The sequence below is a fragment of the Peribacillus sp. genome (assembly GCF_059453735.1).
Map to the genome: position 1 here is coordinate 13016 of NZ_JAZVJO010000386.1, position 17685 is coordinate 30700.

Annotated in this window: 22 protein-coding genes; 14 read left to right on the top strand and 8 right to left on the bottom strand. The window is 39.5% G+C overall.

Annotation, left to right across the window (positions count from 1 at the left end; all coding sequences use genetic code 11):
• Nucleotides 1-54 precede the first annotated feature (54 nt).
• On the top strand, nucleotides 55-978 hold the full coding sequence (gene lipA, locus AC52RT_RS12565; RefSeq protein ID WP_495541061.1) for a lipoyl synthase: 924 nt from the start codon (nucleotides 55-57) through the stop codon (nucleotides 976-978).
• A 56-nt stretch (nucleotides 979-1034) separates the two neighbouring features.
• Here lipA and AC52RT_RS12570 read toward each other — a convergent pair whose 3' ends face one another.
• Nucleotides 1035-1667, bottom strand: a complete 633-nt coding sequence (locus AC52RT_RS12570) for a YhcN/YlaJ family sporulation lipoprotein (protein ID WP_495541062.1) — start codon at nucleotides 1665-1667, stop codon at nucleotides 1035-1037.
• 114 nt (nucleotides 1668-1781) lie between these two features.
• On the opposite strand from AC52RT_RS12570, the gene AC52RT_RS12575 reads away from it, so the two are divergent.
• Nucleotides 1782-2054 (top strand): YutD family protein, encoded by a 273-nt coding sequence (locus tag AC52RT_RS12575; RefSeq protein WP_040374912.1) that lies wholly within the window; start codon nucleotides 1782-1784, stop codon nucleotides 2052-2054.
• A 92-nt stretch (nucleotides 2055-2146) separates the two neighbouring features.
• On the opposite strand, the gene AC52RT_RS12580 is transcribed toward AC52RT_RS12575, so the two are convergent.
• Nucleotides 2147-2395: a cytosolic protein gene (locus AC52RT_RS12580; RefSeq protein WP_495541063.1), complete on the bottom strand. Its 249-nt coding sequence runs from the start codon at nucleotides 2393-2395 to the stop codon at nucleotides 2147-2149.
• 47 nt (nucleotides 2396-2442) lie between these two features.
• Nucleotides 2443-2709, bottom strand: coding sequence for a DUF3055 domain-containing protein (locus tag AC52RT_RS12585; RefSeq protein ID WP_340847046.1), 267 nt, complete (start codon nucleotides 2707-2709; stop codon nucleotides 2443-2445).
• Between the two features lie 155 nt (nucleotides 2710-2864).
• Between AC52RT_RS12585 and AC52RT_RS12590 the strand changes: the two genes are divergently transcribed.
• Both AC52RT_RS12590 and AC52RT_RS12595 read left to right on the top strand, forming a co-directional pair.
• Nucleotides 2865-3302 carry a DUF86 domain-containing protein gene (locus AC52RT_RS12590; RefSeq protein WP_495541064.1) on the top strand — a complete coding sequence of 146 codons (438 nt, stop codon included), beginning with the start codon at nucleotides 2865-2867 and terminating at the stop codon, nucleotides 3300-3302.
• Between the two features lie 22 nt (nucleotides 3303-3324).
• A complete protein-coding gene (locus AC52RT_RS12595; RefSeq protein ID WP_495541065.1) occupies nucleotides 3325-4089 on the top strand; it encodes a TIGR01457 family HAD-type hydrolase in 765 nt (254 codons plus the stop codon).
• 80 nt (nucleotides 4090-4169) lie between these two features.
• On the opposite strand, the gene AC52RT_RS12600 is transcribed toward AC52RT_RS12595, so the two are convergent.
• Nucleotides 4170-4664: a phosphatidylglycerophosphatase A family protein gene (locus AC52RT_RS12600; RefSeq protein WP_495541066.1), complete on the bottom strand. Its 495-nt coding sequence runs from the start codon at nucleotides 4662-4664 to the stop codon at nucleotides 4170-4172.
• 144 nt (nucleotides 4665-4808) lie between these two features.
• On the opposite strand from AC52RT_RS12600, the gene yutH reads away from it, so the two are divergent.
• The 6 genes from yutH (at nucleotide 4809) to thrB (ending at nucleotide 11328) form a co-directional block, all read left to right on the top strand.
• Nucleotides 4809-5810, top strand: a complete 1002-nt coding sequence (gene yutH, locus AC52RT_RS12605; RefSeq protein ID WP_495541067.1) for a spore coat putative kinase YutH — start codon at nucleotides 4809-4811, stop codon at nucleotides 5808-5810.
• A 105-nt stretch (nucleotides 5811-5915) separates the two neighbouring features.
• Complete coding sequence (locus AC52RT_RS12610) at nucleotides 5916-6923, top strand: 2-hydroxyacid dehydrogenase (RefSeq protein WP_495541068.1); 1008 nt, start codon at nucleotides 5916-5918, stop codon at nucleotides 6921-6923.
• A complete protein-coding gene (locus AC52RT_RS12615; RefSeq protein ID WP_495541069.1) occupies nucleotides 6920-7831 on the top strand; it encodes a L,D-transpeptidase family protein in 912 nt (303 codons plus the stop codon). Before AC52RT_RS12610 ends, AC52RT_RS12615 begins: the two co-directional genes overlap by 4 nt.
• Nucleotides 7832-8039: 208 nt before the next feature.
• The gene (locus tag AC52RT_RS12620) at nucleotides 8040-9338 is read left to right on the top strand and encodes a homoserine dehydrogenase (protein WP_495541070.1); all 1299 of its coding nucleotides are present in this window, start codon (nucleotides 8040-8042) and stop codon (nucleotides 9336-9338) included.
• Nucleotides 9335-10396: a threonine synthase gene (thrC, locus tag AC52RT_RS12625; RefSeq protein WP_495541071.1), complete on the top strand. Its 1062-nt coding sequence runs from the start codon at nucleotides 9335-9337 to the stop codon at nucleotides 10394-10396. The genes AC52RT_RS12620 and thrC overlap by 4 nt, the downstream gene beginning before the upstream one ends.
• On the top strand, nucleotides 10393-11328 hold the full coding sequence (thrB, locus tag AC52RT_RS12630; RefSeq protein WP_495541072.1) for a homoserine kinase: 936 nt from the start codon (nucleotides 10393-10395) through the stop codon (nucleotides 11326-11328). The genes thrC and thrB overlap by 4 nt, the downstream gene beginning before the upstream one ends.
• Nucleotides 11329-11375: 47 nt before the next feature.
• On the opposite strand, the gene AC52RT_RS12635 is transcribed toward thrB, so the two are convergent.
• The gene (locus tag AC52RT_RS12635) at nucleotides 11376-11612 is read right to left on the bottom strand and encodes a NifU family protein (protein ID WP_040374902.1); all 237 of its coding nucleotides are present in this window, start codon (nucleotides 11610-11612) and stop codon (nucleotides 11376-11378) included.
• A gap of 131 nt (nucleotides 11613-11743) precedes the next feature.
• On the opposite strand from AC52RT_RS12635, the gene AC52RT_RS12640 reads away from it, so the two are divergent.
• Entirely contained in the window at nucleotides 11744-12076 is a 333-nt protein-coding gene (locus AC52RT_RS12640) for a YuzD family protein (protein WP_495541073.1), read from the top strand.
• A gap of 32 nt (nucleotides 12077-12108) precedes the next feature.
• On the opposite strand, the gene AC52RT_RS12645 is transcribed toward AC52RT_RS12640, so the two are convergent.
• Complete coding sequence (locus AC52RT_RS12645; protein ID WP_495541074.1) at nucleotides 12109-13176, bottom strand: NAD(P)/FAD-dependent oxidoreductase; 1068 nt, start codon at nucleotides 13174-13176, stop codon at nucleotides 12109-12111.
• 250 nt (nucleotides 13177-13426) lie between these two features.
• Here AC52RT_RS12645 and AC52RT_RS12650 point away from each other — a divergent pair, with 250 nt between their 5' ends.
• Nucleotides 13427-13663: a YuzB family protein gene (locus AC52RT_RS12650; protein ID WP_040374899.1), complete on the top strand. Its 237-nt coding sequence runs from the start codon at nucleotides 13427-13429 to the stop codon at nucleotides 13661-13663.
• A 133-nt stretch (nucleotides 13664-13796) separates the two neighbouring features.
• A complete protein-coding gene (locus AC52RT_RS12655; RefSeq protein ID WP_495541075.1) occupies nucleotides 13797-14159 on the top strand; it encodes a HesB/IscA family protein in 363 nt (120 codons plus the stop codon).
• Nucleotides 14160-14200: 41 nt separating this feature from the next.
• Here AC52RT_RS12655 and AC52RT_RS12660 read toward each other — a convergent pair whose 3' ends face one another.
• Nucleotides 14201-14842, bottom strand: coding sequence for an SDR family oxidoreductase (locus AC52RT_RS12660; RefSeq protein ID WP_495541076.1), 642 nt, complete (start codon nucleotides 14840-14842; stop codon nucleotides 14201-14203).
• Nucleotides 14843-14961: 119 nt separating this feature from the next.
• The gene (locus tag AC52RT_RS12665; RefSeq protein WP_495541077.1) at nucleotides 14962-15954 is read right to left on the bottom strand and encodes an NAD(P)/FAD-dependent oxidoreductase; all 993 of its coding nucleotides are present in this window, start codon (nucleotides 15952-15954) and stop codon (nucleotides 14962-14964) included.
• A gap of 259 nt (nucleotides 15955-16213) precedes the next feature.
• Between AC52RT_RS12665 and AC52RT_RS12670 the strand changes: the two genes are divergently transcribed.
• Nucleotides 16214-17437 (top strand): NAD(P)/FAD-dependent oxidoreductase, encoded by a 1224-nt coding sequence (locus AC52RT_RS12670; RefSeq protein WP_495541078.1) that lies wholly within the window; start codon nucleotides 16214-16216, stop codon nucleotides 17435-17437.
• Nucleotides 17438-17685 lie beyond the last annotated feature (248 nt).

Here is a 17685-nt window from a genome sequence, read left to right on the forward strand (position 1 = left end):
AGTTGAAATAAAGAGCTACTTCCTATTTTTTACAAGAAGAATGGAGTGATAGTTATGGCGACTAAAGAAGAGCCACTTCGGAAACCAGAATGGCTGAAAATTAAGCTCAACACAAATGAGAACTATACGGGCTTAAAGAAAATGATGCGTGAGAAAAATTTACATACAGTATGCGAAGAAGCGAAATGCCCCAATATCCATGAGTGTTGGGCAGTAAGGCGGACAGCTACTTTCATGATTCTCGGAGCTATTTGCACGAGAGCCTGTCGTTTCTGTGCGGTTAAGACAGGTCTACCGACAGAATTAGATTTAGCAGAGCCGGAGAGGGTGGCTGATTCTGTTGCTGCGATGAAGTTAAAGCATGCGGTCATTACGGCTGTCGCACGGGATGATTTAAAGGACGGCGGTTCGGTTGTATTTGCAGAAACAGTTAGAGCCATTCGCAGAAAAAATCCTTTTACATCAATAGAGGTGCTTCCTTCCGATATGGGCGGGGTATACGAAAACCTAAAAAATCTGATGGATGCAAAACCCGATATCCTCAATCACAATATTGAAACGGTACGTCGTCTATCAAATCGAGTCCGTGCGCGTGCTAAGTATGATCGGTCATTAGAATTGCTGCTTAGAGCCAAGGAGATGTATCCAGATATCCCAACCAAATCAAGTTTAATGATTGGCTTAGGTGAAACGAAGGAAGAAATTCTTGAAACCATGGATGATTTATTGGCGAATAAGGTGGATATCATGACAATTGGCCAATATTTACAACCATCAAAAAAACACCTTAATGTGCTTAAGTATTACACACCAGAAGAATTTAATGAGCTAAAACAAATGGCTATTCAGAAGGGCTTTAGCCATTGTGAAGCGGGGCCAATGGTCCGTTCGTCTTATCATGCGGATGAGCAGGTAAATGCAGCGGCCAAACAAAAACAGTTGAAAGGTGACGCAATGCTCATTAAAGAAGAAGTATAAACGCGAAAAAAAAGCCCCCTTTTGAAACGGGGGTTTTCTAAATTTTATCCAGTTGATTACATGGACGTTTCACCTTTCATTTTGCCATTTTCATTTTCCCCATCAGAAAGCCTATTGCCTTGTGGTGACTTTAACATCAATTGAATAATGGAATTGATTGCCGGATCAACATCACGACTTTGAGTAGAAAGAAGTGAAAAGTCTTCAATATCACGAGCCAGCACATAATTATCACTGACATATATATGATAGTAGCGCGGGACTGCAGAGGCAGCCGTCCGTTTAACTTGATCAGCTGTGACAAAACGGTTAGAAGTATCTGTGGAGTAAACCACTAATACTTTTTCGTCAGTCACTAAAGTAGATGCTTCTTTTACATTTGGCAGTTGGACAGTGAGTTGAGTAATAATGGATGAAAGTTGTTCACGATCAATCGTTGGTGTTTGGTTGTTGATTTTCTTCCCATTGATGGTGGCATTGGTTAAATGAGTAAAACCAAAATCCTGGGGAGAATTATCTTTGTTTTGGTAATCTTCATCATAAATCGTAGCTGGAGAATTAATTTGGCTAGGATTTGCTTGATTACGATCATTTTCCATACTCTCATTGGACTCGTGATTGTTGTCACTAGAACAACCCGTTAAGGCAATAATAGAGCTTAAGCTGACCGTTAAGATTGTTTTTTTCAAGTATTAGCACCCCCTATTACATATCATGGACAGTTTTATCTAAATTTCGCTTAGAAAATCATGGAGAATACGTTATAATTTAAGGAAGAAGTTATAAGCTGCGAGGTGATGAACATGATTAGCATCAATAATCTGAACTATGAAATGGTAGAAGAACAAAGGGACGGATATAATGAAGAAGCTTTTCTAGCTAGATACAGTGAGATATTGACTAAGTATGATTATATAGTCGGTGATTGGGGCTATGGTCAATTGCGGCTTCGCGGGTTTTTTGATGATCAAAATCAAAAGGCAACTTTTGATACGAAAATAAGTACATTATCAGAATATCTGTATGAATATTGTAATTTTGGATGTCCCTATTTCGTAATGAAAAAGGTCAAATAACCAAGGAAGCTATCACGTTTGACAGCTTCCTTTTTGTAAAAAAGATGGACAACCAATGCCGCATGGCTAATGGTTGTCCATTTTATTATTGTTTACGTTTTATTTAGATCTTCAGGTACAGCTGCACCAGGGTATTTCCTTGGTAGATTTTCATGCAGCGATTTATTTTCATAATTAACAGCACTCTGGAATGATTGTCCTTCTTTCCAATTTAAGCTTTTGTTTTCAACTGGTGAACTTGCTGCTCGTGAAGAACCGTATGGACCTTCTGGGAATTCTTCTGGTATCAGGGAATGACGTTGTTTTTCAACATTGAGGAAATCATGATAATTTTCGGTCATTGGTATCATCCTCCCTTTATAGGATGTCCATTTGAGGAGGGAGCATGCTAAACGATTTCAGTTAAGAACAAGTGCAGTTCTTCTGCTTCTTCAGCAGAAATTTGAAAGGCATGTTCAAGGTAGCCTTCTTCATCTAAATCATCAGGACCGATAATCGCAAAACGGTTGCTTTGCATATCAAGAATAAGTTTTTTTCCATAAAACCGATCAGTCATTACAATAGCTAAGTCATAACGGATTTCTCTTCCGACAAAGCTGGCAAAACGTGTTTTCGTATCTACGAGGTCATTGTATAAAAAATCAAACGTTTCCATAACAATTCCTTCTTTCCACTATTTTCTTTTATCATAACAATCCACAGCCGTATTTAATAGCAGATTCGACGGTAAGGGACGGAATTATGGTATCATCAAGTGGCGGGTAAGGCATGAGAGATTTATGACTAACCAGAGAGAAGGGGTTTGTAAGAATGTATTTTGTGGATAGAGAAAGAATAGAAATATTGTTAGCTTTTCTAGAAAAACAGCTTGCTTCCTATCGTGAAATTAAGAATTGGGAAGAACTTCAATCAAAACTTGCTTTAGAAAGATTGATACAAACTTCCATTGATGCCGTACTAGATACGGGTAATGCAATGATTGATGGATTTATTATGCGGGACCCTGGCAGTTTTGAGGACATTATTGATATTCTACTCGATGAAAAGGTAATCACAAGTGAAATGGCTGTCCAATTCAAAAATTTACTGCCGCTTCGAAAAAAATTAATCCAGGATTATCTGGAATTAGATTTTACAGAAACGTCCGTTTTATTTGAAGAAAATTTGGAAGCGTTTCTTCTATACCCTCGTCACATCAGATCCTATTTAATCAATGAATTAGGACCAGTATCTGCTTTTAAAAACTAAACAACTGGTTGGAGGTTATCGATTGAAACACTATAAAGGTTATCTTATTGATTTAGATGGAACAATCTATAGGGGAACAGAGAAAATTGAAGAAGCAGGTGCTTTTATTGAGGGCCTGGTCAAACGAGAGATTCCTTATTTATTTGTTACGAATAACTCATCAAGAACACCTGCACAGGTAGCTGAAAAATTACGTGCATTTGGAATAGATGCAAGTGATAAACAAGTCTTTACGACTAGTATGGCCACAGCTAATTTTATTGCAGAACGAAAAAGCGATTCGACTGCTTATGTAGTTGGAGAAGAAGGAATCATTGCTGCTCTTCAAGCAAAGGGGATTCACTTAACGGATGAAAAACCAGACTTTGTTGTTATGGGGATTGATCGTGCTATCAATTATGAAAAACTGACAAAAGCATGTCTTGCTGTTCGAAATGGTGCATTCTTTATCTCAACAAATGCTGACATTGCTTTGCCGACAGAACGTGGTTTTCTACCTGGAAATGGCTCAATCACATCGGTGGTTACGGTTTCAACCGGCGTGCAGCCCGTGTTCATAGGTAAACCGGAATCCATAATTGTAGAACAGGCTTTGAAAGTGTTAGGAATTAGCAAAGATGAAACGATTATGGTCGGTGATAATTACGATACGGACATCCTAGCAGGAATTAATGCTGGAATGGACACCTTGCTTGTCCACACAGGCGTGACAACAAAAGAACATTTGACTAAATATAAGGTTAAGCCAACACACGTACTGGATTCTCTTGATCAATGGGAATTTTAAAAGATAACGTAAAGCCGGTCCAATGGGGCCGGCTTTGTTTACTTAAAACCGGATCCTCTATCAGTAGTTCAAACCGAGTTTTATTCTGCGTTTTCATCTCGGTGTGCAAGACGGCTTGATGCGGCGGCAGCAATGGCACCGACAATATCATCTAGAAAAGTGTGAACCTTCCCGCTGCTCTTATCATTGAGATGTTTGAGGATTCCTGGCTTTAGTTTATCTACATATCCATAATTAGTGAAACCAATGGAACCATAGACGTTTACGATTGAAAAAGCGAGAACCTCATCGACGCCATATAGACTTTCGTCTGTTTCAATAATGTTTTGTAGAGGCTGTTCAAGCAATTTTTGTTCAGCAAGCATATCCAACTGAATGCCAGTTAATATTGCGTTTTGAACTTCTCTTTTAGAAAGGACACGTTCGACATTATGAATACAATCTGTTAACTGTAAATTTTCATGGTAACTTGATTGTAAAAACATCACCAACTCTGCAATATCTTCTATCTTTACGCCACGCTCCTGCAGCCACCTTTTTGCTGTTTGTTCAGATAGATTTACTTTTTCTGACATATAATCACCCGTTTCTCCGACAATTTGTACAGCAAGACGCTTATTATAAAAATATATTCTAAATTTAGAAAATCATTCAGAAATCCTATTTGTTCATCATATGTTTAAGTAGTGAAGCCACTTTTAAGAAAAAGGCGGGAGAATATGATCGAACAAACAATTTTTGATCAGTATGGTATCACGGTAGATCAGGAAGAGAAAGGAAACAGATACCCATCCTTTCGTTCGGGGGATGCCATTTACAGCATCATCCCATTAGAAGAAGTGAACGAGGAGGAACTAGCTGAAAGACAAAAGATGTCTGAGCATTTAGCTCTTCAGGGAGATCGGTATGTCTCAAGATTTATTCTTTCCAAAGAAGGTCGTTATATTTCTGAAACGGAGGGACAGTTATTTTTACTTTTAGCAAACACTTCTCAGGAAGAGGGGAGAAGTACCCATATAGGCAGGAAGCTAGCTAAGTTTCACCATCGAGCACGTTCGATTAACACACCGATTAAGGCTTGTTCTAGAGTAGGTGAGTGGAAGGGATTATGGGAACAAAGAATTGACCAGCTAGAGAGAATGTGGAATGACAAATTGGTAGCTCATCCAAATAATGCGTTTGAAAAACAATTTATTGAAAGTTTTCCTTACTATTTATCTCTTTCGGAAAACGCCATTCAATATTTAGTAGATACGGAAATCGATGATACACCGGTTATGACGGATGGGGGAACCGTTTGTTATGAAAGGTTTACCAACGATATCTGGAGTGGAAAGCCTTGTATCAAGAATCCCTTTGATTGGGTATTCGATCATGGGAGCCGAGATATAGCTGAATGGATTAGGGAACATTACTTCGCAAAACCACTAACCCATCAGCCGGAAATTACAGAATTCATGAATGATTACCAAGCACTCGGATCGCTGTCTAGCTTTTCGGCACGATTGCTTTATTCACGGCTGCTGTTCCCTATACATTATGTAGAAACGATTGAAGAGTATTTTTCGAGCCCTAAAGAATCTAGAGCGAATGAACTGGAAGATAAGCTGAATATCTATACAGATACGGCACATTATTATGAGGAATTTTTAAGACGATTTTATGAAATAGCCGAAGTTCCCGCGAGGCAGCTGAACATCCCATCCATTAGTTGGCTGTAGATAAACAAAATAAAAAGAAAATTTAGAGAATTTACTTAATCTGTTTTCCACTCTTTTTTACTATGTTATGATAATGATAACCAGACACGGAAAGGGGATTACAGAATGAGTAAACCGTCCGTTTTTATTACAAGGAAAATTGTCCCCGGAATAATCGGGAACTTAAAGAAACAGTTTGAAGTTAGGGTATGGGATTCCGAAGAAGATGCAGTTCCTCCGGAAATTTTGCTTGAAGAGGCACAAAAGGTCGATGCATTATTCGTAACGATTTCGGATAAAATTGACTCCAGCCTGTTAGCGCAGGCTAAAAATTTGAAGGTAATCGCTAATATGGCAGTCGGCTACGATAATATTGACGTAGAAGCCGCAAATGCTAAGGGAATCGCTGTATGTAATACCCCAGATGTCTTAACAGATACCACAGCCGATTTCACCTTTGCACTTTTAATGGCCACGGCGAGAAGAATAGCTGAAGGTGCTGAAACGATTAAGCAGGGAAACTGGCAATCGTGGAGTCCGTTATTACTGGCTGGTCATGATATTCATCATAAGACGTTAGGAATTATTGGGATGGGAGATATCGGTGAGACGGTGGCAAAGCGTTCTCTCGGATTTGAAATGGAGATTCTCTACCACAATCGGCGGAGAAAGCCAGATGCCGAACAGCATCTAGGGGCTGTTTATTGCAGGTTTGAAGAACTGCTTGAACGTTCCGATTATGTTGTCTGTATGACTCCCTTAACAGACGACACCGAGAATATGTTTGATGCGGAAGCATTTAAACGCATGAAAGATTCAGCCATATTTATTAATACGTCCAGAGGACGCGTTGTTGACGAAGACGCATTACATAAAGCGCTTGTTCAAGGGGAAATAGCCGGGGCAGGGCTGGATGTATTCATAAATGAGCCAATTGGATCTGACCATCCATTGGTTTCATTACCAAATGTACTTGCCACTCCTCATATGGCAAGTTCAAGCATAGAAACAAGAATAGGAATGATGACCTTATGTTCAGAAAATATCAGTAGAATTTTAACTGGAAGGAAGCCTAAAACATTAGTTAATAAAGAGTGGTTGGAAAAAAAAGATATTGGAGGATTATCTAGTTGAAAATAAGAATGATTTGTACGTTCGTGTTATGTATGTTTATCCTTAGTATTATTCATCCCAAGGAAACATTAGCTGCTGGTTGCAGCAAACCTAATTTTAGCATTATTTTAAAGGAAAAAACGGACCTGAAAGAAAAAAAGGACCCTGCATCAGTCACAGTGAAAACGCTGGCGAAAGGGAAAAAAGTAGCTGTGGTCAAGAGGAAACACAGCTGGTACAAAGTTTGTTATAATAACCGTCCTGTTTATGTTAAAGCCCATTCTGCAAAAGAAGTCTTCACCACAGATGAAAAAAGAATCATGAACAAGGCTTCTAAGGAAAAAGGAGCAAAACAGGTTTTGACTGTCATTGGAGAAAAGAATACAAGTACAAGTGCCGCCATTCGAGCATATGAAAACAAGTATGGGGAGTGGCGAAGAGTATTAATTAAGATGTCTGGGGTCGTTGGTAAAAAAGGCTTCACCAATCAAAAAAGTGAGGGTGATGGAAAAACCCCAATAGGAATGTATGCATTTGGGACAGCCTTTGGAAAAACAAAAAAACTTGATTCGATAACGTGGCCTTACAAAAAAACGACGAAGAATGATTTTTGGGTAGATGATCCAGCATCAAAAGATTATAACAAATGGGTGCGTTACACAGGTAATCCAAATAAAAAGTGGAAATCTTATGAAGTGATGAATCATCCTCTTTATAGATACGGGGCTGTAATTTCGTATAATATGGACCCTGTTATTAAAGGGAAGGGCAGTGCCATTTTCCTTCATGTCTGGCGGGGGAGAGGAACAAGTACCGCTGGATGTGCGGCAACAACAGAGAAAAATGTTGTTCGTATTCTTTCTTGGCTTGATCCTGCAAAAAATCCACAGATTGTTTTGTCTTCAAAAACTAGTCTAAAGAATTTATAGGTAAATATGAAAATAGTGCTTTCCTTAATGGAAAGCACTTTTAAAAAAAGAAATTTCAGTGTATTCTGCTAATTTTTCGAGGATTCGAACAGAGTAATGAGGAAAATGGGGATTCATCTATTGAAATTTTAGAAAAATAAATTTATAATGTCTACTATAGAAAAACAAATGTTTTTAATGGATATACAGACGGCAGGGGGAAACGGAAATGAAAACTATCTCAATAGGCTTACTTGGACTCGGAACGGTTGGATCTGGAGTAGTAAAAATCATAGAAAGAAATCAGGATAAGCTAATCCATCAAATTGGCTGTCCCGTTCGAATAAAGAAAATTCTTGTCAAAAATCTGAATAAGGATCGTGATGTGGAAGTTCCTGAAGGGAAGCTTACTTTGGATCCTGCGGATGTTTTAGATGATCCGGAAATCGATGTCATTATTGAGGTAATGGGGGGAATCGATGAAACGAAAGGGTATCTTTTAAAGGCTTTGAAGAATAAAAAACATGTAGTAACGGCTAACAAGGATTTAATGGCATTATATGGTTCAGAGCTGCTGACAGTTGCAACTGAAAATCAATGTGATTTATTCTATGAAGCTAGTGTTGCAGGAGGTATTCCGATTTTACGTGGGCTTGTAGATGGATTATCGTCGGATCGGATTACAAAAATGATGGGCATTGTGAATGGTACCACCAATTTTATTCTTACGAAAATGAGTAAAAATGGCAGTGCCTATCAAGATGTATTAAAGGAAGCACAGGCACTTGGGTACGCAGAAGCAGATCCAACTGCGGATGTCAGCGGATTAGATGCTGCGCGTAAAATGGCGATTCTTTCTACGCTGGGATTCTCAATGAATATCGATCTAGCAGATGTGAAGTATGAGGGGATCACGGGCATTTCGGAGGAAGATTTAGTATATAGCAAGAGGCTCGGATATACGATGAAGCTGATTGGTTTATCTTCTAGAGATGGTGATAAGGTAGAAGTAAGTGTCCAGCCTGCCTTGCTTCCTGAACATCATCCTTTAGCATCTGTAAACAATGAATATAATGCGGTTTATGTCTATGGAGAAGCGGTAGGGGAAACGATGTTTTATGGTCCTGGAGCAGGAAGTCTCCCAACAGCTACAGCCGTAGTGTCTGATCTCGTATCTGTTATGAAGAATATGAGATTAGGTGTAAATGGACGAAGTGCTGTTTCGCCTCAATATTCAAAAACGCTTAAGAAGCCTTCAGAAGTTAAGGCGAAGTTCTTTTTCCGTCTGCATGTAAAGGACGAAGTGGGAGTACTTGCGAAAATCACCACACTATTTGCAGAACATGGTGTCAGCTTTGATAAAATACTGCAATTGCCGATGGAGGAAGAGCATTCGTCAGAAATCGTGCTTGTAACACATCGCGCAACTCTTGAAAATTTCGAAAAAATACAACAAAAAATGAATGATTATGAAATGGTAAAAGAAATCAAAAGCACGTACCGTGTTGAAGGGGAGAATGGAAAATGAGTTGGAACGGACTGTTAAAAGAATATATAGACTATCTGCCGATCAATGATCAAACACCAGATTTATCCCTTCATGAGGGAAATACTCCTCTTATTAAATGTAACAACCTTTCTGCGGAATGGGGAATTGACCTTTATGTTAAATATGAAGGCTTAAACCCAACAGGTTCTTTTAAGGATCGCGGCATGGTAATGGCCGTTGCTAAAGCAATTGAAGAGGGAAGTGACGCAATCATTTGTGCTTCCACTGGAAATACGTCTGCTGCTGCGGCTGCGTATGCGGCTAGAGCAAATATACGTTGTATCGTCGTCATTCCAGAAGGAAAAATTGCCATGGGAAAATTAGCCCAAGCGGTCATGTATGGAGCAGAAATTATTTCGATTGAAGGTAATTTTGATAATGCGCTGCAAATTGTCCGTAATATCAGTGAGAATGCGCCTATTACACTAGTTAATTCAGTTAATCCTTACCGGATTGAAGGACAGAAAACAGCGGCTTTTGAGATTGTAGATGTTTTAGGTCATGCACCTGATATTCTAGCCCTTCCAGTAGGTAATGCTGGGAATATTACCGCCTATTGGAAAGGCTTCAAGGAATACAATGAAAAGAAACAGACAGGGCTTCCAGAGATGAGAGGCTTTGAAGCCGAAGGTGCAGCGGCGATTGTTCACAATCGTGTGTTTGAGGAACCAGAAACGATTGCTACAGCAATCCGAATTGGAAATCCTGCAAGCTGGAAATTTGCTGTAGAAGCGGCTGAAGAATCAAACGGTAAAATCGACGAAGTTTCTGATGCAGAAATACTAGAAGCCTATCACTTGTTAGCAAGTAAAGAGGGGATCTTTGCTGAACCAGCTTCATGTGCCTCAATCGCTGGAATTCGTAAACAGTTGGCCAGCGGAGAAATCAAACGCGGTTCTAAAATCGTTGCTGTATTAACTGGAAATGGCCTGAAGGATCCGAATGTGGCTGTTGAGACGAGTTCAATCAAAGCGGAATTGCTGCCAATGGATGAAAAAATCATCATTGAGCATCTGCAGGGTGTGGTAAAAGTATGAGTGAAGAGGCAATGTTTTCAATCAAGGTTCCAGCAAGTACAGCAAATCTGGGACCAGGATTTGATTCAATTGGACTAGCGCTTGCACTGTATTTAGAGGTCCGTGGAAGCTTTTCGGAAAGGTGGGAAGTGATCCCTCTATCAGAAGATCTTAAGGTATTTCCTGCCGATGAAACGAATTATATTGTCTCGATCGCTAAAAAAGTGGCTGAAGCCTATAATAAAGAACTTAGGCCATGCCGTATGACCGTTTGCAGTGACATTCCATTGACGCGTGGATTAGGAAGCAGTGCATCTGCAATTGTCGCTGGAATTGAACTTGCCAATATTGCAGGTAATCTGCATTTATCTTCAGAAGAAAAAATCCGTCATGCATCCCTATTGGAGGGGCATCCAGATAATGCTGGGGCATCCGTTTCTGGTGGACTTGTTGTCGGTTGGCATTCGGAAGAGGAAACACATGTAATATCCTATCCTTTAGAAGGGATTAAGGTGATTGCAGTTATTCCAGATTATGAGCTTCGGACAGACGATTCACGTAATGTCTTACCCAAGAGTTTAGGGTACCAAGACGCGGTGTTAGCCAGTGCATCAGCCAATGTTTTGCTGACGGCTCTATTAACACGTAATTGGGAGCTAGCTGGGGCAATGATGAAAAAGGATCGATTTCATCAGCCGTATCGGAGTATGTTGGTGCCTCATTTGGCTAAAGTTGAACAAGCAGCAAGGGATAGTGGTGCTGTCGGAACAGCGCTAAGCGGGGCTGGACCTACGGTATTATGCCTGGTGGAGGAGGAAAAAGCCGGTCAGGTTTTGGAGTGTTTGGCAAATACTTTTCCAGCATACACAGTTCAGCTAATTAATATTGACAATGAGGGAAGCAAGGCAATGGTTTATGCACGAGGAGATGGAATGGAGACAAGTAAAAAGTAAAACAAAAAGCTGGCCTATACAGGCCAGCTTTACTATATTGAAGTTACTTAGAATACTTGTTCAACTTCCACTACGCCAGGTACTTCCTCAAGAAGAGCGCGTTCAATACCGGCTTTAAGGGTAATTGTAGAACTTGGACAGCTGCCGCATGCGCCAAGAAGACGTAATTTAACGATTCCTTCATCTACGTCTACAAGCTCACAGTCACCGCCGTCACGAAGAAGAAACGGACGAAGCTTATCTAAAACTTCTTGAACCTGTACTTCCATTGTCTGTTCAGACATTGCAATCGACTCCTTTCATACTCTTTATTATAATGCTCAGGAAGCAAAAAATCCATCTGTAACTACGTATAAAGTTTTCAAACAAGCCTTATTTTTAAATTCAGAAGAATATCGTTAGGGGATGCTAAATAATGAATTACAAAGAGACTGAAGTACAAGTATTTGGAGCGGAACAGGTTTGCGCGAGCTGTGTAGGAATGCCTTCATCTAAAGATACGTATGAATGGCTTGGAGCTGCACTAAATCGGAAATTCCCAAACCAACATATACCAATGAGATATTTTGATATTGAAAGTTCACATGATAACCCTGTGATTCAGCAATTTGTAAACAGAGTAATTGAAGAAGACCTTTTTTATCCCATTGTCTTAATAGAGGGAGAAATTATGGGGGAAGGCAATCCAAGGTTAAAAACCATTGCTGCTAAATTAAAAGAATATGGCTATGAAGAAGGAACAGAATAAATAGCTTGCAGAAAGTTTCTGCAAGCTTAGGGTTATCCTCTATGATTTTTGTACATCCAAAGAATGCCTGACTTTAAGAGACGTGCCACTCGTCCAGTAATTGGACGTTCGGCTACAAGCCCAAAGCCTTGCTTCTTACCTAAAGAGCCTAATGTGCCTTTAAGCTTAATCAATGGGAAGCTTTCAGGAAGTGGTTGATTCGCCCATTTTTTTTGAAGGACCTGAACGATTTGTTCGGCTTGTCCTTCTGCTAACTGTGCACTTGGAGCATGTGGAAGACTCGCACAATCTCCTACTACAAAAACACTGTCGTCGGTTGGAAGAAAGTGCTGTGGTGTGAGAATTGCCCGGCCTTGTTGGTCTTTTTCAATGTCCATTTCTCTGACGATTCGATTCGGCCGGATTCCAGCTGTCCAGACAACTACGTCACTCTGTGTAGGCTGATCATTATTATAAAGAATATTTTCTTCTACTTTTGTAATATTTGCATGGTGGACTATTTCTACACCATGCTTTGTGAACCATGATTCCACATACGTGTACAGTCTGACTGGAAACGTAGAAAGAATATGCGGACCACGATCAAACAGTTTCACTTTTAGGTCAGGACGGCTTTCACAAAGCTCACTAGCGAGTTCAATTCCGCTTAACCCTCCGCCGACAATCGAAACCGTTCCCCCGGAACCAAGATTATTTAATGCTTGGTATGTATGGCGTGATTTGTCTATTGTTTGAATGCTGTACGTAAACTCATCTGCACCTGGAACACTGTGATATTTATCTTCACAGCCAAGACCGATAACAAGGTCATCGTAAGGAACTGGTTCTTGATTTAAAAGAATGACTTGTTTATTTTCTAAGTCTATAGATTCAATTTCTCCGTACACTTTCTCAAGTCTTGGATGATCAGGAAACCCCACACGTATATGCTGATCTGGAATCGTTCCAGCAGCTAGACCGTAGAATTCTGTTTTTAAACTATGGTAAGGATTACGATCAATAAGTGTAATGGACACTTCATCCGGAAGATGTCCAGGAAGCAATCGCTCAAGGATTCGCATTCCTCCATACCCTCCGCCTAGTATGACTAAGTTCTTCATGTATAATTCCCCTTTGTGCAACTAAGAGTTACTACTCAATACTGAGCGCAATTTACTATCGTTGCAGATATTTCCCCTAAATCCCCGTTTGTCCGTGCATTTACTACATGATATACCACTAAAAAGTATATCTAAATTGTCGATAAATCACAACTAATTATATTAACAATTTTGATAATTATAAGCTAAATGAATTGACTGTTTAGAAAAAAAGGGATAGGATAATCTGTTAGTAATGTGAGGTGAGAGTATGAAGCCTATAATTGAATTTTGTATAAGTAACTTAGCCAGCGGAGCACAGGAAGCATTAGAGCAATTAGAACGTGATCCTAATTTAGATATTGTTGAGTATGGATGTCTCAGTCAATGTGGAAAATGCGCGGCAAGTCTTTATGCTTTAGTGAATGGTGATCCTGTTTCTGGAGAAACAACAGAAGAGCTGGTTAGTAATATTTATCAATACCTTAAAGACAATCCAATGTTCTAAATGAATGGTGACATAGATAAGTTGCTTTTTAAAAAGATATTCCTATTTTTGGATCAGAAAGTTGAGAAGCAACTGATTTTCAGTATATACTAATAGAGAAACATTCCTCATCAAACTTAAGGGAGGGTTTTAAATGAGTGAAGTAGTAACGATTACAGAAGCTGCGGCTTTTCAGATAAAAGAAATGATGAAACACAATGAAGAAGAAGGTTCCTTTTTACGGGTAGCTGTAAAAGGAGGAGGCTGCAGCGGTCTTTCATATGGTATGGGCTTTGAACAAGAAGCTGGGGAAAATGATCAGCAGCTTGAACAGTTTGAAATCAAAATCCTTGTCAATAAAAACGATGCTTCGATTTTAAGTGGCACGGCTATTGACTACAAACAGTCCCTAATGGGCGGCGGCTTTACCATAGAGAATCCGAATGCCATCGCTTCTTGTGGATGTGGATCATCTTTTAAAACAGCGAAGAATGAAGGAACACCAGAAAGCTGTTAATACAAAAAAAAGGCACCTGAAATCATTTCAGGTGCCTTTTTTTATAGTTCAGAAATGGCTTCTTTGATTGGGACATTCCCATTCAGAATTTCAAAGGTTTGATTATACGTTTTTTCGTCTTCTAAGGAAGAAACGATAACTTGTGCAACATCTGCTCGAGAGATCTTTCCTTTCGGATCTTCAAGTTTATTCTGTGCAATAATTTTCCCTGTACCTTCTTCATTCGTTAATGCGCCTGGACGAACAATCGTATAGGTTAGTCCGCTTTGCTTAAGATGCTCATCGGCATCAAGCTTTGCTTTGAAATAGTGCTGCATGCCTTCTGGTCCTTGTTCCGGTGTGTCAGATCCAATCGCACTTAACATGACAAAGCGTTTTACTCCCGCTTTTTTTGCTGCATCAATTAAAGAGATGGCCCCATCACGATCAACGGCTGTCGTTTTGTCAGGGCCGGTTTTTGGACCAGAACCAGCTGCAAAAATAACTGCAGAGACACCTTGGACTGCTTGATCAAGATTTCCCTCGAGATCAGCCAAGACTGGTTCACCGCCCGCTTTTTTGATATCCTCAATTTGTTCTTCTTTTCGAATCATAGCGAGTGCCGTATGAGTTTCTTCTTTAGCTAATAAGCTTACAATTTGTCTGCCTGTTGTTCCATTTGCTCCAGCTACTAATACTTTCATATGGAACCACCCTTTCATAAATTACTTATTTATTTTTTACCCTCTATAAAAACAGGTAAACAAAAAGGAACCAAGTAGAAGGTGTTTTTCATCCTCCACTTGGTTCCTTTGATCAATTCTTAGAACATTGACGTACTATGCATTGGTTGGATTCGAGCCTTTGGATCGATATATTGCTTCGCGTTATTGACGGCCGTAGGTGCTTCGCCGAAGCCGCTGGCAATAAGTTTCACTTTGCCATCATAGGTACAAATATCGCCGGCTGCGTAGATGCCTGGAATACTCGTTTCCATTTTTGAGTTCACAACAATTGTATTTTTTTGAAGTTCGAATCCCCAATCTTTAATTGGTCCAAGAGAGGATACAAAACCGTAATTCCCGATGACTGCATCGACATCGATGACTTCCTTATCTTCACCATTTGCACTCTGCACGACCACTTGTGTAATGGCTTCGTCGTTACCAAGGAATTCAGCAGGGATGAATGGGGTTTTAATTTCTACATTTGATTTTTTTAAATTCTCAACACTATGTTCGTGTGCTCTGAATTTATCTCGACGATGAACGATTGTTACTTTTTCAGCGATGGGTTCAAGCATAAGCGCCCAATCAACTGCGGAATCTCCTCCACCGAATATCACCACTTTTTTGCCGGCAAAATGATTTAAATCATCGATGAAGTAATGAAGGTTTTTCCCTTCGTATTTAGCCGCTTCATCCAATTCAATTCTGCGTGGCTGGAATGCTCCGTTCCCAGCTGTTATAATAATGGCTTTTGTAAAATGTGTACCACCATTAGTTGTTAGCTTAAACACACCATCAGCTTGTTTTTCAACGGTTTGTACAGCTTCTTCAAGTACCACAGTTGGTTCGAATTTAGACATTTGCTGTTTTAAATTATCGACAAGCTCCTGTGCCCGTACTTTTGGAAAGCCTGCTACGTCGTAAATGTATTTTTCTGGATATAAGGCGGATAATTGCCCGCCCAGCTGTGGCAGACTTTCTATAATTTTCACAGACGCCTGTCTCATACCGCCATAAAAAGCGGTAAATAAACCAATAGGGCCGCCTCCGATAATAGTTATATCATATACTTTTTCATTCTCTTCCAAGCCAAATCCCTCCGATAAAAATACGAAATTTATTTTACTATCTTATCATAGATAATCAAGAACGAAATACAAAAACCTCTATATTCAGATATTAAGCTTAGTTTGCCCCTAATTCTGACCCATCTCTCTTAATAAACAAGGAAACCGAGGAATGAACAGAAAATCTCTAAAGATAAAAAAACAAAAATCCCAAAAAATGAATTGTTAATAATAAAGAATATGGAAACAATAAAACATAATCGTAAAAGGAAAGGCAGAAGTGATATTCTTGAAAACAAAAATCGTAATTCTTGGGGCAGGATATGGCGGTTTAATGACTACCGTACGCTTGCAAAAAAAAATACGTACAGATGAAGTAGAAATTGTACTGATTAACAAAAATAACTACCATTATGAAACGACTTGGCTTCATGAAGCCGCAGCGGGTACACTACGGGACGACCAGGTTACCTATCCAGTTAAATCTGTGATTGATGTTAAAAAGGTTGCCTTTATTCAAGCATCCGTTACAAAAATAGCCACCGCAGAAAAAAAAGTAATGACCGATATCGGTGAGGTTTCTTATGATTATTTAGTTATAGCACTCGGCGGTGAATCAGAAACCTTTGGCATTAAAGGCTTGAAGGAATTTGCGTATTCGATTACGAGTGTAGATGCAGCTAAACAAATACGCGAGCATATTGAAAGTCAATTTTCAACGTATCAAAATGAAGCTATAAAAAAGGAAGAACGGTTGACAATCATAGTCGGCGGTGCAGGTTTCACAGGGATAGAATTCCTAGGTGAACTGGTCAATCGCATACCGCAGTTATGTAAAACATATGAGATTGATCAAAATAAGGTGAAAGTTTATTGTGTAGAGGCAGCAAAAGCGGTGCTACCTGGCTTTGATCCAGAATTGGTTGATTATGCAGTAGCCCATCTGGAGAAAAGAGGGGTTGAATTTAAGATTGGGACACCTATAAAGGGTGCTGATCCAGAGGGCATTATAGTAGGTATTGGTGAAGAAGAGACACAAGAAATTAAAGCAGGTACCGTGATTTGGGCGGCTGGAATCCGCGGAAGCTCTGTAATTGAAGAATCAGGCTTTGAAGCGAATAGGTGCCGAGTGAAGGTGGACCCAGATTTACGGGCTCCAGGACACGAGAATATTTTCATCATTGGAGACTGTTCCCTAATTATTAATGAGGAGATTAATCGGCCCTATCCTCCAACAGCCCAAATCGCACTGCAGCAAGCAGATGTGGTAACCAATAATCTGCTGGCCTTATTACGCCAAGAAACGAATTTGACTGCGTTTAAGCCTGATATTAAAGGAACAGTATGTTCGCTTGGGGAACGTGATGCTATTGGTATCGTCTATGGGAAAAAATTAAAAGGAAAACCGGCTTCAGTAATGAAAAAGGTGATTGATAATCGCGCACTTTTCTCTATTGGCGGCACAAGTACCGTATTAAAGAAAGGGAAATTTAATATTCTCTAAAACACCAAGCTGTTAGGAATTTTCCTATACAGCTTTTTTAAATATTCAGTTAATTTAAGAAATAGAGAGAAAACAGTAGAAAATCATAACTGTATGCGGTTACATAAAAGGTTTTTCGTTCCTTTTGAGATTTTCCTTATTTCGTTATGTTTGATAAGATATCAGAAAATTAAGATTATTAATAAGGAGATGTTGATAATGAAAGGAAAGGGAAATACTTGTGAATATTGTTCTGGGCAGGGCTATTT

Coding starts and splice junctions, on each gene's coding strand:
- lipA (WP_495541061.1), top strand. CDS start 55: ATGGCGACTAAAGAAGAGCCACTTCGGAAACCAGAATGGCTGAAAATT.
- AC52RT_RS12575 (WP_040374912.1), top strand. CDS start 1,782: ATGATTAGCATCAATAATCTGAACTATGAAATGGTAGAAGAACAAAGG.
- AC52RT_RS12580 (WP_495541063.1), bottom strand. CDS start 2,395: ATGACCGAAAATTATCATGATTTCCTCAATGTTGAAAAACAACGTCAT.
- AC52RT_RS12585 (WP_340847046.1), bottom strand. CDS start 2,709: ATGGAAACGTTTGATTTTTTATACAATGACCTCGTAGATACGAAAACA.
- AC52RT_RS12590 (WP_495541064.1), top strand. CDS start 2,865: ATGTATTTTGTGGATAGAGAAAGAATAGAAATATTGTTAGCTTTTCTA.
- AC52RT_RS12600 (WP_495541066.1), bottom strand. CDS start 4,664: ATGTCAGAAAAAGTAAATCTATCTGAACAAACAGCAAAAAGGTGGCTG.
- yutH (WP_495541067.1), top strand. CDS start 4,809: ATGATCGAACAAACAATTTTTGATCAGTATGGTATCACGGTAGATCAG.
- AC52RT_RS12610 (WP_495541068.1), top strand. CDS start 5,916: ATGAGTAAACCGTCCGTTTTTATTACAAGGAAAATTGTCCCCGGAATA.
- AC52RT_RS12620 (WP_495541070.1), top strand. CDS start 8,040: ATGAAAACTATCTCAATAGGCTTACTTGGACTCGGAACGGTTGGATCT.
- thrC (WP_495541071.1), top strand. CDS start 9,335: ATGAGTTGGAACGGACTGTTAAAAGAATATATAGACTATCTGCCGATC.
- thrB (WP_495541072.1), top strand. CDS start 10,393: ATGAGTGAAGAGGCAATGTTTTCAATCAAGGTTCCAGCAAGTACAGCA.
- AC52RT_RS12635 (WP_040374902.1), bottom strand. CDS start 11,612: ATGTCTGAACAGACAATGGAAGTACAGGTTCAAGAAGTTTTAGATAAG.
- AC52RT_RS12640 (WP_495541073.1), top strand. CDS start 11,744: ATGAATTACAAAGAGACTGAAGTACAAGTATTTGGAGCGGAACAGGTT.
- AC52RT_RS12645 (WP_495541074.1), bottom strand. CDS start 13,176: ATGAAGAACTTAGTCATACTAGGCGGAGGGTATGGAGGAATGCGAATC.
- AC52RT_RS12650 (WP_040374899.1), top strand. CDS start 13,427: ATGAAGCCTATAATTGAATTTTGTATAAGTAACTTAGCCAGCGGAGCA.
- AC52RT_RS12655 (WP_495541075.1), top strand. CDS start 13,797: ATGAGTGAAGTAGTAACGATTACAGAAGCTGCGGCTTTTCAGATAAAA.
- AC52RT_RS12660 (WP_495541076.1), bottom strand. CDS start 14,842: ATGAAAGTATTAGTAGCTGGAGCAAATGGAACAACAGGCAGACAAATT.